General features: G+C 63.8%; 12 protein-coding genes. 6 read left to right on the top strand and 6 right to left on the bottom strand.

The genetic code is table 11. From position 1 onward, the window contains the following. Positions 1–29: 29 nt before the first annotated feature. On the top strand, positions 30–1160 hold the full coding sequence (locus tag JQ600_RS10595; protein ID WP_212390230.1) for a ribonucleotide-diphosphate reductase subunit beta: 1131 nt from the start codon (positions 30–32) through the stop codon (positions 1158–1160). A 10-nt stretch (positions 1161–1170) separates the two neighbouring features. Here JQ600_RS10595 and JQ600_RS10590 read toward each other — a convergent pair whose 3' ends face one another. After that, a complete protein-coding gene (locus JQ600_RS10590) occupies positions 1171–2688 on the bottom strand; it encodes a hypothetical protein (RefSeq protein WP_212390229.1) in 1518 nt (505 codons plus the stop codon). A 198-nt stretch (positions 2689–2886) separates the two neighbouring features. Next, positions 2887–3864, bottom strand: coding sequence for a phosphatase PAP2 family protein (locus tag JQ600_RS10585; RefSeq protein ID WP_212390228.1), 978 nt, complete (start codon positions 3862–3864; stop codon positions 2887–2889). A 262-nt stretch (positions 3865–4126) separates the two neighbouring features. On the opposite strand from JQ600_RS10585, the gene JQ600_RS10580 reads away from it, so the two are divergent. Both JQ600_RS10580 and JQ600_RS10575 read left to right on the top strand, forming a co-directional pair. Then, positions 4127–4801: a TetR/AcrR family transcriptional regulator gene (locus tag JQ600_RS10580; protein ID WP_192736811.1), complete on the top strand. Its 675-nt coding sequence runs from the start codon at positions 4127–4129 to the stop codon at positions 4799–4801. A gap of 124 nt (positions 4802–4925) precedes the next feature. Beyond that, positions 4926–5351, top strand: coding sequence for an OsmC family protein (locus JQ600_RS10575; protein ID WP_212265604.1), 426 nt, complete (start codon positions 4926–4928; stop codon positions 5349–5351). A gap of 123 nt (positions 5352–5474) precedes the next feature. Here the strand turns inward: JQ600_RS10575 and pyk are convergent, their stop codons facing one another. Further along, a complete protein-coding gene (gene pyk / locus JQ600_RS10570; protein WP_212390227.1) occupies positions 5475–6911 on the bottom strand; it encodes a pyruvate kinase in 1437 nt (478 codons plus the stop codon). Beyond that, positions 6908–7492, bottom strand: a complete 585-nt coding sequence (locus JQ600_RS10565) for a DUF1036 domain-containing protein (protein ID WP_212390226.1) — start codon at positions 7490–7492, stop codon at positions 6908–6910. The genes pyk and JQ600_RS10565 overlap by 4 nt, the downstream gene beginning before the upstream one ends. Before the next feature lie 197 nt (positions 7493–7689). Here JQ600_RS10565 and JQ600_RS10560 point away from each other — a divergent pair, with 197 nt between their 5' ends. The 3 genes from JQ600_RS10560 (at position 7690) to JQ600_RS10550 (ending at position 10484) form a co-directional block, all read left to right on the top strand. Then, complete coding sequence (locus tag JQ600_RS10560) at positions 7690–7992, top strand: DUF1244 domain-containing protein (RefSeq protein ID WP_212390225.1); 303 nt, start codon at positions 7690–7692, stop codon at positions 7990–7992. A gap of 270 nt (positions 7993–8262) precedes the next feature. Continuing rightward, a complete protein-coding gene (locus tag JQ600_RS10555; protein ID WP_212265608.1) occupies positions 8263–8535 on the top strand; it encodes a DUF2312 domain-containing protein in 273 nt (90 codons plus the stop codon). Between the two features lie 182 nt (positions 8536–8717). After that, on the top strand, positions 8718–10484 hold the full coding sequence (locus tag JQ600_RS10550; protein WP_212390224.1) for an adenylate/guanylate cyclase domain-containing protein: 1767 nt from the start codon (positions 8718–8720) through the stop codon (positions 10482–10484). A gap of 86 nt (positions 10485–10570) precedes the next feature. Here the strand turns inward: JQ600_RS10550 and JQ600_RS10545 are convergent, their stop codons facing one another. Both JQ600_RS10545 and JQ600_RS10540 read right to left on the bottom strand, forming a co-directional pair. Next, positions 10571–12217 (bottom strand): DUF882 domain-containing protein, encoded by a 1647-nt coding sequence (locus JQ600_RS10545; RefSeq protein ID WP_212390223.1) that lies wholly within the window; start codon positions 12215–12217, stop codon positions 10571–10573. 283 nt (positions 12218–12500) lie between these two features. Next, positions 12501–14663, bottom strand: coding sequence for a murein L,D-transpeptidase (locus JQ600_RS10540; protein WP_212390222.1), 2163 nt, complete (start codon positions 14661–14663; stop codon positions 12501–12503). Between the last annotated feature and the right edge of the window lie 309 nt (positions 14664–14972).

Genomic DNA, 14972 nt, shown 5'->3' with positions numbered 1-14972 from the left:
GCAGCAAGAAACATCAGGAAATAAATCAAATGCTCGACTGGTCCGAACCTTCCGCGCCCGCATCTCACGCGCCGCCGTCCTTTGCGGCATCACCTCCTGCCGAGGCCGATCAAACCGGGCTCGGTACCATCGACCGCCGCGGCGGCCGTGTGTCGGTCGACGACAAGCGGATGATCAATTGCCGCGCCGACGTCAATCAATTGCTGCCGCTGAAATACAAATGGGCGTGGGAGAAATATCTCGCCGGCTGCAACAATCACTGGATGCCGACCGAAGTCTCGATGCAGGCCGACATCGCGCTATGGAAGTCGCGCGACGGCCTCACCGAGGACGAGCGCCGCGCCATCAAGCGCAATCTCGGCTTCTTCGCGGCGTCCGAGAGCCTGGTCGCCAACAACATCGTGCTGGCGATCTACCGCCATCTGACCAATCCGGAATGCCGGCAATATCTGCTGCGGCAGTCGTTTGAGGAAGCGGTGCACACCCACACCTTCCAATACATCGTGGAGAGCCTGGGGCTGGACGAGGGCGAGTTGTTCAACATGTACCGCGAGGTGCCGTCGATTACCGACAAGGCGGCGTGGGCACTGAAGCACACCCAGCATCTCGACGATCCCGACTTCAAGACCGGAACGCCGGAGGCCGACCAGGCATTCCTGCGCGACCTCGTCGCCTTCTATGTGATCTTCGAGGGCATGTGGTTCTACACGGGCTTTGCGCAGATCCTGTCGCTCGGCCGCCGCAACAAGATGGTCGGGATTGCCGAGCAGTACCAGTACATCCTGCGCGACGAATCCATTCACCTGAATTTCGGCATCGACGTCATCAACCAGATCAAGATCGAGAATCCGCATCTGTGGACCAAGGCGTTCCAGGACGAGGTTCGTGACATGGTGCGCACCGCGGCCGAACTCGAAGCCGGCTACGGCCGGGACACCATGCCGCGCGGCTTTCTCGGGCTGAACGCGGCGCTGTGCGAAACCTATATGCACTTCATCGCCAACCGCCGCTGCGCGCAGCTTGGGCTGGCGCGGGTGTTCGACGAGACCGAGAACCCGTTCCCATGGATGTCGGAAGCGATGGACCTGAAGAAGGAAAAGAACTTCTTCGAGACCCGCGTCATTGAATATCAGAACGGTGGCGCGCTGACCTGGGAGTGAGAGCCGGGCGTCAGTTCGACGAGCCCGGCGCGGAAGATGGAGCGGCCTTGCGCTGATCGTCGCGGACGTGGATGACGGCAATGTCATCCGTGTACAGTCGTTTCCAGCCCGCGATATGATCCAGCACCTTGGTGGCCGGCAAATCCGGCCCCAGCAAGGTTGCGTCGATCTGATACTTGTCGAGCGTGGCGAGCAGTATGTTGACGTCCTTGGCGGTGACCGCGTCGAAATAGTCAAGGACGAACTGTTCGCCATAGAGTTCGGCGCGGCCGTCGATGAAGGCCTTGATGTCGCGAGACAGCAGATAGCCGCCAAACGGCGACGTGCTGAAGATGCGCTGAGCCTGCCGCTTCTGCAGGACGCCCACCGCTGCGACCGGCGTCTGGGACGGCAGGAACGAGAACGGGTGGTGCGCGATGAACACTTGCGTCGATGCCCATCCGGCCACCGCCACCGCGAGCGCGGCAAGCATCACGACAGGCGCCCGCGACTGCCCTTCCCGAACGGGCACCATCGCCGTGCGCAGCGTTCCCAACTGCTCGGCAAACGGCTTGGCCACGACCAGTGGCGCGATGAAGGCGAAGATTTCGATGTTCCGGGAATGCGACAGCGCCATCCAGAGCAGGCCGAGCAGCAGGATGATTCGCGGCACCGACAATGAGAGGCCTCGATAGAAGCCGAGACCGATCAGGCCGAGCAGCGTGAATTCGAAAAAGCTCCAGGTGGCGAAATTGGCCGGCATCCATTCCCAGATCATGGACAGCAGCTTGCCGAGGCTGAGGATCTTTGCCGCGCCGATCAGCGTGTTCCAGCCATAGGGGGTGCAGCAGCACGCCGCGACGGCGGCAACACCGAACATCGCCCATTGCATCGTCAGCCTGATGCGGTCCTTGCGTTCGCAGCTCCAAAGCGCTTCCAGGCCAATCGGTCCGATCAGTGCCAGTCCGAGAACAAAACCGCCGTGCAGATTGGCCCAAAGGGCAAGCACCGGCAGCAGCCACCATGACGGCGCGCTCCGGCGATCTGCGGCCGCCAGCAGCCCGCCGAGGAACGCGACCATGAACGGGAACGCCAGCATGTGGGGGCGTGCCAGGAAGTGGGTCGCCGACTCCAGCACCGCAAGCGTGACCAGCAGGATCGCGCGGGTGGGGTCGAGATAGTCGGCAAACAGGTACATGAAGATCGTGACCGTCGCCCCGATCGCGAGCGAGGTCAGGATGACCGGGCCGGCCCAACCTAAAGATTCATAGGAAACGGCATAGAGCACCTGGGACAGCCAGGAACTCGACATCCAGGGTTCACCAAACCGGGTGAAGGTATGAACGTCGGTGTAGGGCACGGCGCCGTTCTCGACGATCCACTGCCCGATCCTGATCTGCCAGAGCGTGTCGGAATCCCGCAGCAGGATTTCCCCGAGCGACAGGAAGATCAGATAGGCGACGAGCCCGGTCAACAGCGGAATCAGCACGCGCCCGAGGCTGCGGACACTGGCGCCATTAACAATCGGATTGGCGAAGGAAATGGTCATCGGATTTTGGGCCGGCTCGTTGGTTTGACAGGCACGGCGTGCCGCAGGAACTTTCGCCAGCTGACCATGGCCGCGATACATTTTGGTGAATTGCGGGCTCACGCGCCTGACAATGACGATGTTTGGCGAAGAAGCCGTTAACCGGGCGGACAAGCGTTTTAGTCAGAATTTACCATCGCAAAGCACGACGATGGCGGGCTAATCCAATGCCGGCACCAGAGCTACCTGCGGCGCGGCCTGTGCCTTCGACGACGCGGGCACCACGATGTTCACGAGGTATTTGGCAAGGCAGATGCCGATCACGGCCAGCGCGACACCGCCGAACACGTCGATCATGTAGTGGGCGCCGATCACCGGCGTCGAAGCCATCATCAGGATATTGAGGACGACGGCGGCCCCTCCAACATAGCGCACCGGCCAAAGCGCCCAGATGTAGAGCACGGCGGATGCCGCGTGGAAGCTCGGGAAGGATACGATGCCTGTGATCTTGAGCAATTCGAGATGCCGCAGCGAGCCGTCGCGCAGCGCCAGGATGTCGCGCAGCTGCGCCTGATACATCGAGGCATCCAGCGACGAGAATTGCGCAGGGTCGATGTTGAGGCCGTAGTAAGTTCCGACCGCCGGCGTGAACGTCGAAATCACGAGCGTCATGATCAGCGTCAGGCTGAACGCAAGCACGAACACCTGCAGCCGCACAAATCGCGATGTCAGGGCAAGAACGAGCGGGATCGCGAGCAGGATGATCTTGATCAGGGTGTAGCTGCGCACCAGCAAAGCGCCCAGCCACTCACGGTCGTTGACGTATCGCGCGATCATTTCCGGATCCATGCCCATGGCGCGATCGATCGCGAGCAAGGCGCGGTCCTGCAGCGGCCAGTTGGTCACAGCAGCGACGTAGGTCAGCGGTCCCATGATCGTCGCGATCAACAGCAGCTGGGAAATCGCCCCCAGTGGAAAGATCAGCTTGGGATCCGCCTGATCGCCCTTGGCGAAGGCATGGAGGTAGGCGATCAGCGCCAATGCCGCCACGATCCCCAGAGTTACGGCCAGCGCGAGCGGTTTTATCGTGAAACCGCAGAGCGCGCCCCCGAGCAGCACCACGGCGCCCATGGCAGCAATCGGAATCCAGTTCAGCTGAAACAGCCGCCAGGCCGTGAAAGCGTTCGAATTGACCATGCCGCACCCTGCGAGGTTGTAGGGCACAGTTGCGCGGGAAGGCTTAATATTCGGGAAACGGCTATGGTTATCGGCCCACCAATTAGACGCTGCGTTCAGCGGGCATTTGTGTCCCATACCGTCATATTTGCTTCTTGTCTTCTGGCCTGAATAGTTGTTCAGTTCTTCAAAGCGATTGGGGACAATTGCTCAAAACATTGAAGCAGCGCGATCTTGCAACCCCTCCCGGGTGCGGACGCGCCCGGGGATGGGGAAGCGCGCCATGGTCTATCGGCGAACCCAGCAAGTGGTGAAGCGGCTGGCGGCGCGGCGCAGCGCCATTCTGGCGGCGGCGCGGGACGCTGCGGCGGACGGCGGCATGGCGGCGGTGCAGATCGCCCCCGTGGCGGTCCGCGCCAATGTCGCGGCCGGAACCGTCTATCGCTATTTCCCGTCCAAGGCCGAACTGATTTCCGAATTGATCGCCGAAGTCTCGCGCGACGAATTGGCCGCGATCCGCCGCGCGGCGGAGGCAGCGCCCGGGCCGTCCTCGGCGCTGGCCGCGGCGGTCACGACGGTTGCCGTCCATGTGCTGTCACAGCGCAAGCTCGCCTGGGGGATTCTGGCGGAGCCGGTCGATGTCGACGTGTCGGCTTCGCGGCTCGCCAGCCGCCGCGAAATCTCCGGCGAGATCGCAGCAAGGATCGAGGCGGCCGTGCGTGCCGGACATCTGCCGGCGCAGGATACCGCGCTCGCCGCCACCGCGCTGCTCGGCGCATTGCACGAGGCGCTGGTCGGCCCGCTGGCCCCGGACAATATGGACGATTCCGCAAAACTGCGTGACGCCGTGCAGACCGTGACGCTATTGGCGTTGCGCGCGGTCGGCGTCATGGACGCCCGCGCTCGCGGCCTCGTGGTGCAGGCGGTGCTGCCGGCCAAGGCGCTGGTGGGCGCGTAGGGCATGATCGCTCGCGACAAACGCGGAACGCGTTTGCGCTGATATCACCGGCAATTGACATCGCTCTGACGCAACCATCCGCCAAATTGGGCGTGATCGGTATTCACGCGTGAAGGAGCATTCCATGACGACGACATCAGGCTCGGCCAAATGGCAGGGCGGCATCAAGGACGGCAAGGGCGCGATCTCGACCAAGAGCGGCGCGCTGAACGACTATCCCTACGGTTTCGCCAGCCGCTTCGAGGGCAAGCCGGGCTCGAACCCGGAAGAATTGATAGGAGCCGCGCACGCCGCCTGCTTCACCATGGCGCTGTCGCTGATCCTCGGTGAAGCCAAGCTCACCGCCGAGCAGATGGAAACCAAGGCCGACGTCACGCTTGAGAAACAAGGCGACGGCTTTGCCATCACCTCGGTGCATCTGACGTTGAATGCGAAAATTCCCGGCGCCGACAAGGCGAAGTTCGAGGAACTGGCGGGCAAGGCAAAAGCCGGCTGCCCGGTATCGAAGCTGCTGAATACCAAGATCACGCTGGACGCGACGCTGCAGTGATCATGTCATTCCGGGGCGATGCGAAGCATCGAACCCGGAATCTCGAGATTCCCCGGGGCGAAATTGCGCCCCTGAGGTCTGGTCCTCGGACCATCCCGGAATGACGGCGCTAAGGGCACGCCGTCACTTATCCGCTTTGCCTTCCGGGCCGACATAGGCGATGCGCACCATGTTGGTGGTGCCGGCGATGCCGAGCGGTACGCCGGCGACGATGATCACGCGCTGGCCCGCCTTGGCGAAGCCGTCGCGGAACGCAATCGAGCCGGCGCGATCGACCATGTCGTCCTGGTCGTGCGCGTCTTCGGCGACCACGCAATGCACGCCCCACACGACAGACAATTTGCGCCCTGTCGCCAGGTTCGGCGTAATCGCCACCACCGGCGGCTTCGGCCGTTCGCGCGCCACGCGGATCGCGGTCGAGCCCGAACTGGTCCAGCAGATGATCGCGGATAATTCCAGCGTCTCGGCGATCTGCCGCGCGGCGTCCGCGATGGCGTCGCCGACGGTCTGCTCCGGCTCGGGCCGCTGCGCCGTCAGCACCGAGCGATAGGTCGGATCGCGCTCCACTTCCTCGCCGATGCGGTTCATGGTCGAGACCGCCTCGACCGGGAATTTGCCGGCGGCGGATTCCGCCGACAGCATGATTGCGTCGGCGCCCTCATAGACCGCGGTCGCGACGTCGGAGACTTCGGCGCGCGTCGGCACCGGCGCCTGGATCATCGATTCCAGCATCTGGGTTGCGATCACCACCGGCTTGCCGGCGCGGCGCGCCATGCGCGTCATTTGCTTTTGAAGACTGGGCACCCGCTCCAGCGGCAGTTCGACGCCAAGATCGCCCCGCGCCACCATCAGCGCGTCGGAGACCTCGAGGATTTCGCCGAGCCGGTCGATCGCCTGCGGCTTTTCGATCTTGGCCATCACGGCGGCACGGCCGCGGATCAGCCGCTTGGCCTCATTGACGTCCTCGGCGCGCTGCACAAAGGAAAGCGCGACCCAGTCGATCCCCGTCGTCACCGCCGCTTCGAGATCGGCGCGATCCTTCGGCGTCATCGCCGAGACCGGCAGGTCGGTGTCGGGCAGGCTGACGCCCTTGCGGTCCGACATCTTGCCGCCGATCACCACCCGCGTCACCGCGCGATCGGGCGAGGTATCCTCGGCGATCAGCCGCACCTTGCCGTCGTCGAGCAGCAATGCGTGACCCGGCCGCAGCGCCGCCAGGATTTCCGGATGCGGTAGCTGGACGCGGCTGTTGTCGCCCGGTGCCTTGTCGGAATCCAGAACAAAACTCTGGCCGTTCTTGAGCTGGGTGGCGCCTTCATTGAACGAGCCAAGACGCAGCTTCGGTCCTTGCAGATCGACCAGGATGCCGATCGGCCGGCCGTAGCTGCTCTCGACATTGCGAATGGTCGCGACCAGTTCGCGCATCTTGTCGTGCGAGGTGTGGCTCATATTGATGCGGAACACATCGGCGCCGGCCTCGAACAGCTTGCGAATCATCGCGCTGTCCGACGATGCCGGGCCGAGGGTGGCGAGGATCTTGATACGACGGAGGCGCCTCATTGCTTGGGCGCCGAAGCTGGCGGCTGCCCGGATCCGCCTTGCGGCGGTCCGCCCGGCGACAGGCCCGGTACACCACCGGGACCGACCGTTCCCGGAATCCCCGGCACGCGCTGCTGCGCGGGTTGTTCATTGGCTTCGGTCAATTGCACGGTCCATGCTCTCTGTTCGCCGGTGTCGACCTCGAAGAACCCGGTGCGGTCAAAACCGCGCGCCAGGCAATTCTCGGTACCCTTGATGGTGAATTCCTTGTCACGCGAACACATGAAGGCCTGCCCCGACCATTCGCCGCCGCGGTCATAGTCGAGCGCGTAGATATAATAGAACCGTGCGACAAGCGTTCCGCGCAGCAGCGTCTCGCAACTGCGCGAGGAGACGTTCCACCAGCCCTCGGTGGTCCAGCCCTCGGCGTCCTTGTAGCCGAGCGCGATGCCGACCCGGCTCGAGGTGTTGTTGCAGAGGCGAAAGTCAGCAGCCGCGGAACTGTTCCACAGGCCCATCACCGCCAACGCCAGCGCCGGCAGGAGGCCGGCGGTCAGGCGAGCGGGGAAGAGGCGTGAAGGCAGAGAATCTGTTCCGATCATATGGCGAAGCTATATCAAATCATTGACGATTTCGCTTGCCCGGCGGGAGCTGTCAACGCCCGGCAAGCGCGTTTCCCACGATGCGGGACGTCCGGATTCAACCCGGTCCGCGCTGGTTTGCGCGCCGATATGGCAAAATCTGTGACAATTCCCACCTGATATCAATATGCTCAGGAATAACCCTGCGGGACCAAGCCATGACAATTGACGACAAAACCAGAACAGAACTGGAAGCCGCCGTTTTCCGGCGCCTGGTCGAGCACCTGCGCACCCGGACCGACGTCCAGAACATCGACCTGATGAACCTGGCCGGCTTCTGCCGCAACTGCCTGTCGAACTGGATGAAGGAAGCGGCCGACGGCAAAGGTGTGGCGATCAGCAAGGATGAGAGCCGCGAGGCGGTCTACGGCATGCCCTATGAGACCTGGAAGTCGAAGTTTCAGGGCACCGCCAGTCCCGAGAAGCTGGAGGCGATGAAGAAGACCCATAGCGGGCATTAGAGCGTCGGCGCGCTTCGTAGCCCGGATATCCGGGAAGATCGTGCCTCCGTCCCGGATGTCGCGGAGCCTGTCATCGGGCGCGCATTCGCGCGACCCGTTGGCTCATCCGGGCTACAATGTACCTTCCTGTGGGCGCGCTGTGGATGAGCGCGATGGTGCCTTGACGCAAGGCGCCGCACTCTTGAGGGTCAATCTCAGAAAGCGCCGCGCGGTGAAGCGTGCGGCGCTTGATCTTTCAGCCTACCATTCAGTTCCACTCAGGAGTACCCGATGGCCAACTCTGCCGCCGCCGTCCAGGAAGAACCCGCGACGAAGTTCGCAAAAGACCAGCTCAAGGCCATCGTCGAGCGCATCGAACGGCTGGAAGAGGAAAAGAAGACGATCTCCGACGATATCCGCGACGTCTATGCCGAAGCCAAGGGCAATGGTTACGACGTCAAGGCGCTGCGCACCATTGTTCGCCTGCGCAAGCAGGACGCCAATGAGCGCGCCGAGCAGGAGACGATTCTGGAAACCTACATGCAGGCGCTCGGGATGCTGTGAGGCGCCAGCTAGAGCCCCGTTCCGATGGAATCGGAACGGGGCTCTGGATTCTTGGTTTGACGCGTTTTCTTGACGCGAACCGGCGTCCACTTCGCTGGAAAACGCTCTAGCAGGCACTTCCGGGGAAACCAGCTTGGGCCACGGCTCCGCCTCTGTTAGGCTGCCCGCAAGGGAACCTGGAAATGGACGTGCCTGGACCAGAGCGAAGGCTCGCAGCGGTCCTTGCCGCCGACATGGTCGGTTATAGCCGGCTCATGGAGGTTGACGAGACGGGGACGCTTGCCCGTCTCAAGACCCACCGGATCGAACTCATCGATCCGGTCATCACGAAGAACCATGGCCGCATCATCAAGACCACCGGCGACGGCATGCTGGTCGAATTCCGCAGCGTCGCCGATGCCGTGCTGTGTGCTGCCGAGATTCAGCGCCGGATGGCGCGGCGCAACGCCGACGTCTCGCCGGCGCGCTGGATACAGTTCCGGATCGGCATCAATCTTGGCGACATAATCGTCGAGGACAACGACATCTTTGGCGACGGCGTCAACGTGGCGGCGCGTCTCGAAATGCTCGCCGAGCCTGGCGGCATCTGTGTCTCCGGCGCGGTGCGCGATCAGGTCGGCCAACGGCTGGATGACGTCGCATTCGAGGATCTCGGCGAGCAGAGCGTCAAGAACATCGTCCGTCCGATCCGCGTCTTCCGGGTTCGGCTCGACGCCGATCCGGAAGCCGCGCCGGAGGGCGCGAAGGACGCTGCGGTGGCGGCGCCGGCCTCCAAGAAGCCGTCGATTGCCGTGCTGCCGCTCGCCAACATGAGCGGCGATCCGGAGCAGGAATTCTTCGCGGACGGCCTCACCGAGGACATCATTACCGAGCTGTCACGGTTCCGCGATTTGCTCGTCATCTCGCGCAACTCGACGTTCGTGCACAAGGGCAAGGCGGTCAACGTGCGGGAGATCGCGCGCGAATTTGGCGTCGATTACGTCCTCGAGGGGAGCGTGCGCAAGGCGCGCGATCGCGTCCGCGTCACCGTACAGCTGATCGACGCAGAAACCGACCAGCACGTCTGGGCCGAACGCTACGACCGCGAGCTTGAGGACATATTCGCCATCCAGGACGAAATCACTCATGCGATCGTCGCAACGCTCCCCGGCAGGGTCGAGGCCGCCAGGCACGACCGCGCAAAACGCAAGCCGACCGAGAGCATGGCGGCGTATGAGTGCGTGCTGGCCGCCAAGGTGCGGCACCACCGCTCGACGCGCGAGGACAATGCCGAAGCGCAGCGCCTGCTCGACCGCGCCCTCGCGCTCGACCCGAACTATGCGCATGCCCACGCCTGGAAAGCATGCGTGCTGGGCCAGACGTGGGTCTATGGCTGGTGTGCCGATCGCGATGCCACCTTCGAGCAGGTGGCCGCGGAGCTGGAGGTCACGCTGGCGCTCGACGACAATGACAGCGACGTGCACCGGATTCTCGCCGCGCTGAACCTGAACCGTAACGACCATGACAAGGCCGCGTATCACCAGGAGCGAGGGCTCGCGCTCAATCCCAACTACGACCTTGTCGTGGTGCAGCAGGGCGAGCTTCTAACCTGGCTCGGGCGGCCGGAGGAAGGCATCGACTGGATCAAGAAGGCGATGCGCCTCAACCCGTACCACCCGGAGCGCTTCTGGAGCCACCTCGGGCGCGCTTGCTACTGCGCCGAGAAATATGCCGACGCCATCGAGGCCTTTTCGCGGATCACGCGGCCCGACTACACCCATCATGCCTTCCTCGCAGCCACGTTTGCGCAAATGGGCAACGCGGTCGCCGCCGCTGCGCACGTCGCCGAGGTTCTAAAGTCAGAGCCGGCATTCTCGGTGGCCGTTTACCTCGCCACCCAGCACTACAAGCACGCCATCGACCGCCAGCGTCACGAGGCTGGCCTGCTCAAGGCAGGCTTGCCGGCCTGACGCAGCCGAGCACGAACACGGTGATCACGGCGCAGGGGCCGCGCTCTCGCGAGGATGATTTCGAGACCGATGGAAGTTGTGCGTGCTTAGCGCAGTGACGCCGTGCGCACGACGAAAGACTGCGTGGTGAGCTTGGCGGTCGCCGATCCGGTAAACCGGTCGGTGGTCATCCCCAGCATCGGATCTTCCGAGAAGCCCATCGTGATCGCGTACGGCGGCTTGACGAAGTAGCTGCGCATCAGCGTCATGTCGGTATCGCCCAGCACGGTCGTCGACATCGCGTTGCTCGCGCTCGGTGCCAGCATCACGACCCGCATCCAGACATCGTTGCCCTTGGCGGCGGCAAGCCGCGTCGAGGTCGAAATCACGCCGGCCTGACCCTGCGACCCCTTGGCGACGACACTGTTGATTTCGGTGGCGGCAGCGGCGGCATTACGCGCCGGCCGCACGGTGCGCGGGATCGGCGCGGAGGCTGCGACGACGTTGGCGCGGTCAACCGGCGAGGAGGCGGCCGGCGCGTAGGCCAGTGCCTTGTTGAAAGCCTCGGCAACGCTGGCAGTCGGCTGCGGATCGGCGGCGCCGACGGCCTGACGGGCCCTGAGGGCTGCGAGCTGCACGGGGGTGGGCTGATTGGCCGTCGTCGGCGCATCGCCCCAGAAGCCGCGGGCGTTGATGATGTCGGCGGGTGTCTGCGGTTTCGGCTCGGCTGGCTTGTCGGCGGAAGCCTGCGCGGCCGGCTTGGCCTCCGGTTTAGATTTGGGCGCCGGAACGATCTGCGCATCAGCCGAGGCCAGCTGGATCGTTGCCGCGACCGGCTTTGCGCGCGGCGTCGGCACGATCTCGGCGGATTTGGTGTCGGCGGCCTTCGGGGCCGCGGCGGCGGCCACCACAGAAGGAGCGGGCTTCTCGTTCCTGACGGTGACGGGGGCGCCGCCCTCGTCATCCTCGTCACTGGATTTGCCGCCCTTGAACAGCGAGGCGAACAGGCTGGGCTTCTTGCCCACCGTTGCAGCGTCGTCGCCACTGCCGCGCTTCTCGATGTCGGCGCGGGCCAGTTCATAACCCTTCAGCGGACCACCATTCGAGGGCAGGTGGACGGTGCGGCCATTGGGGAACACCCGGGCCAGCTGATCATGCGTCATGCGCGGCCAGTGACGGACGCTGCCGGTATCGAGATGAACGAACGGCGATCCCGAGGTCGGGTAGAAGCCGACGCCACCGCGCTGCAGGCGAAGTCCGGCGGCGCGGATCTGCTCGAGCGCAATGCCTGGGATGAAGAAATCCATCGCGTGGCCGAGCGTGTGCTGGCTGTGGCGGGCCACGCCGGACGAGCGGCGGCGGAGCATGGCATTGGTGGCGGGGGAGCGGTAGGCGGAGATGATCTGGATCGGCTGCTTGCCGTCGACGTCGCGGTTGACTTCCCAGAGGATGTCGAAGAGGTGACGATCCATCGTGGTCTGGTCCTGGCTGCGCCAGTCGCGGAGGAAGTGATTGAGTTTCTTCAGCGCCTCTTCGTCGTAACGCCCGTCGCGCTTGAAGGTGACGGTGAGGTCTTCGTTGGAGTGGGTGTGGTGGAAAGAAAGCGTCCGGGTCTCGTTCAGCGCGGTCGCGTCATGCACCGACCCGGCTCCGGCAAGGAGCAACAGCGAAGTCAGGCCGATTTGATATCCGGCCTTCGGCAGACGAAGCGAATTGATTTGGCGCGCGAAACCAGTCAGCACGTATGAGCCCACCCAGTCGACGAGCGATCACGGATCTCTTTCGCAAACCAGGCCTCCCAAGGACCTGCGAAAGAGGGTGAACGCTTTATTAAAGCGGGAGGGTTAACCGAAGTTTACCGACCCGCCCCCAAGTTAGGCTTAACCTAACCCGTCGACTGTGGCGAAAAAGTGCCCTGTGCCAAAACCGAGATGGATAATGGTTAACGTAAACGATCTCGCCAAAGCGGCGAGATCGTTGATTTTACTTAAAAATTTCGAGAGGCAGCCGGGACCCGGGGATTAAGACCCCCGGGGTTTAACGGGTGATCACCCGTCGCTGCTGCTGGGGTTGCGCTTGCGGCCGGCGGCCGACTGGCGCGGGGGGCGTGACCGATGGTCCGCCGAACAGCCGCTCGAAGAACGAAGGACCGGAGCTGCCGTAATCATTGTTGAAGGCGACGTTGGAGGGCAGTGACGCGCCGCTCGGCCGGACGTAGCTCGGGTTGGCATGGGCCACAACGTTCTCCAGATCCCTGCTTCCGGAGTTCTTGAGCAGCGGCAGCATCCTTGCGTCGCGGCCGTAAACGTCCCTGCGCATCTGCAGCTTGCCGGAATCATCCACGAACGCGGTCTGATAGGTGATGTGGACCGGGACCGGGGTCGGGAATTTCAGGTCGATCTCGCTGCGGCCATACATGCTGCGGATTTTTTCGGGCGTGTATTTGTCGTTCGGCATGACGATGTTGAGCAGCGTCGAGGCGTATTGATCCGGATTCTGCACCCGCATGCAGCCATGGCTGAAGGCGCGCTCTTCCTTGGCGAACAGGTTTTTGTCGGGGGTGTCGTGCTGATAGACCAGGAACTTGTTCGGGAAGTTGAAGCGGATCCGGCCGAGCGCATTGGCCTCACCCGGCGGCTGCGAGATATGGATCGAGCCGTCACGGTTGCGTTCGAGCTTCAATCCCATGCGTTGCAGCACGGTCGGATCCTGCTGCAGCGCCGGCAGATATTCGTTGTAGATGATCGACGGCGGCACGTTCCAGGTCGGATTGACGGTGATGAACTTCATCGTCTCGGTCAGCATCGGCGTGGCGTGGTTTCCCGGCTTTCCGGTCACGACGCGGGTGGTCCAGACCTGGGCGCCGCCCTGCATCACCTTGAGCGTGAAGTCGGGGACGTTGAGAATGACATAGGCGTTGTTGAGCGACGGCACACCGAGCTGGCGTGGCAGCCAGCGCAAGCGTTCCATGTTGAGGATCACGGTGTCGATCTGGCGATCCCGCTTCGGGCTGTTGATGGCCTTGACGGTCTTGTCGTCGAGCACGCCGGTCGGCTTGAGGTCGGCGCTTTCCTGGAATTTGCGTACCGCTGCGGCGACCTTGGCATCGTATTTGGTGTCGTCGGGATTTTCGGTGACGCCGAGCTTGGCGCGCAGTTGCGGCACACGCGGATCTTCGGGGGCGGCCTCCGGCTGTTTCTTGGTCGCCGCCTTGAATGCGAGCGGAGCGCCTTCCGCGATCTGCACCACCGGGCCTTCGCCCTGACCGCGCAGTTCGGCGAGCTTGGCCTTCAAATCCTTGTAGAGCTTGAGCGGCGGGTTGTAGCCCTCGAGCGCTGCGGAAGCATCCTTGGCGGTCGAGATGTTGGCCAGAACTTCGGCCGGATCGGTCGGATGCTCGGGATAGAGGATGTCGGCGGCGACCTGCGACCAGTGCATCCGGCTGCTCTGCGCCTGGCGTGCATAGTCCAGCATGCTGGCGGTCAGCTTCAGTTCGGCGTCTGCCAGCTGGTCGGGCGAGGTGGCGGCTGCAAAATCCGGCACCGGATAGTCGGCGGGGTTGAGGCCGTCGGCAGCAGCGTCCTTCAGGCGCGCGACGACGCCCTTGGCGCCGGCGGTCAGTTTGCCGGCCTGCGTCCACTGCGGCGCAAATTCGCGGGCGCTGTAGAATTTTTCGACCGCGGCGCGCTCGCCCTTGCGATCGAACGTGCGCAGCGCCTTGCTGGCAAGCATGTCGCGCAATTTGTCGGCGACCGGCTGATCCGCCGGCGCGACACTGCTCGCGGCCTTCACCGGCTCCGCGGCAGGTGCTGCAGCCGTTGCGGGCGCAGGCGTTGCGGGCGTCGTGGTCGCGGTGTCGCTCTTGGGAGCGTCGTTCTTGGGGGTGTCGGCCGCGGGCGCGGTGACGGTTTCGGCCGGCTTCGGATCGGGAACGGTCGTGCTCGGTGCGGGTGCTGCCGTCTTGGCTGGATCGGGCACCGACGCGGTGGCGTCGATCCTAAAATCGCTGGCGGTCGGCGGCGGAACGTTGGCCGGCTCGGGACGCGGAACTGCTGCATCGATCGCGAGCTCTGCAGCGCTGGCCCGGGGCGTATCGCTCTGACCCGCCAGTGCAGAAGTCGCGGACACCGCTAGGAAGGTTGCCGCGACGGCGATCAGCACGCGGTCAAATCCAGCACGGTTGGTCGAACAGTCACGCATCGTCACACCCCCCTTGGGCGGAACTGCCCCGGCATGGAGCAGTCCTTCAGGTATCGCTCGTCACAGCTTGCGCGAAAGCGCCGGCCTCGATCGCTTTAAGTCGGTACGCCTGCACGCAACGATTCAAACGCAGACGATACATGCGCCCCTTTCATGCAGCCAGCGCCATGGGGGGCAACTCACGACAAACTGACCTCAAACCACCAGTTGCAATTCGGGTGGCGCGGTTTTGCCATGCCCCCTGACATTTGTCTGTCACCGGCAAGCCACGGTTCGAAGGTTCCCGAATCCCCGATGGCGCTCAAGCCC

Origin of the sequence: Bradyrhizobium sp. AUGA SZCCT0176 (genome assembly GCF_018130145.1) — a bacterium.
Taxonomy (GTDB): Bacteria; Pseudomonadota; Alphaproteobacteria; order Rhizobiales; family Xanthobacteraceae; genus Bradyrhizobium.
The sequence above is the reverse complement of the archived record's forward strand: the minus strand, read 5'-3'. Positions and strand labels throughout refer to the sequence as shown.

Coding starts and splice junctions, on each gene's coding strand:
- JQ600_RS10595 (WP_212390230.1), top strand. CDS start 30: ATGCTCGACTGGTCCGAACCTTCCGCGCCCGCATCTCACGCGCCGCCG.
- JQ600_RS10590 (WP_212390229.1), bottom strand. CDS start 2,688: ATGACCATTTCCTTCGCCAATCCGATTGTTAATGGCGCCAGTGTCCGC.
- JQ600_RS10585 (WP_212390228.1), bottom strand. CDS start 3,864: ATGGTCAATTCGAACGCTTTCACGGCCTGGCGGCTGTTTCAGCTGAAC.
- JQ600_RS10580 (WP_192736811.1), top strand. CDS start 4,127: ATGGTCTATCGGCGAACCCAGCAAGTGGTGAAGCGGCTGGCGGCGCGG.
- JQ600_RS10575 (WP_212265604.1), top strand. CDS start 4,926: ATGACGACGACATCAGGCTCGGCCAAATGGCAGGGCGGCATCAAGGAC.
- pyk (WP_212390227.1), bottom strand. CDS start 6,911: ATGAGGCGCCTCCGTCGTATCAAGATCCTCGCCACCCTCGGCCCGGCA.
- JQ600_RS10565 (WP_212390226.1), bottom strand. CDS start 7,492: ATGATCGGAACAGATTCTCTGCCTTCACGCCTCTTCCCCGCTCGCCTG.
- JQ600_RS10560 (WP_212390225.1), top strand. CDS start 7,690: ATGACAATTGACGACAAAACCAGAACAGAACTGGAAGCCGCCGTTTTC.
- JQ600_RS10555 (WP_212265608.1), top strand. CDS start 8,263: ATGGCCAACTCTGCCGCCGCCGTCCAGGAAGAACCCGCGACGAAGTTC.
- JQ600_RS10550 (WP_212390224.1), top strand. CDS start 8,718: ATGGACGTGCCTGGACCAGAGCGAAGGCTCGCAGCGGTCCTTGCCGCC.
- JQ600_RS10540 (WP_212390222.1), bottom strand. CDS start 14,663: ATGCGTGACTGTTCGACCAACCGTGCTGGATTTGACCGCGTGCTGATC.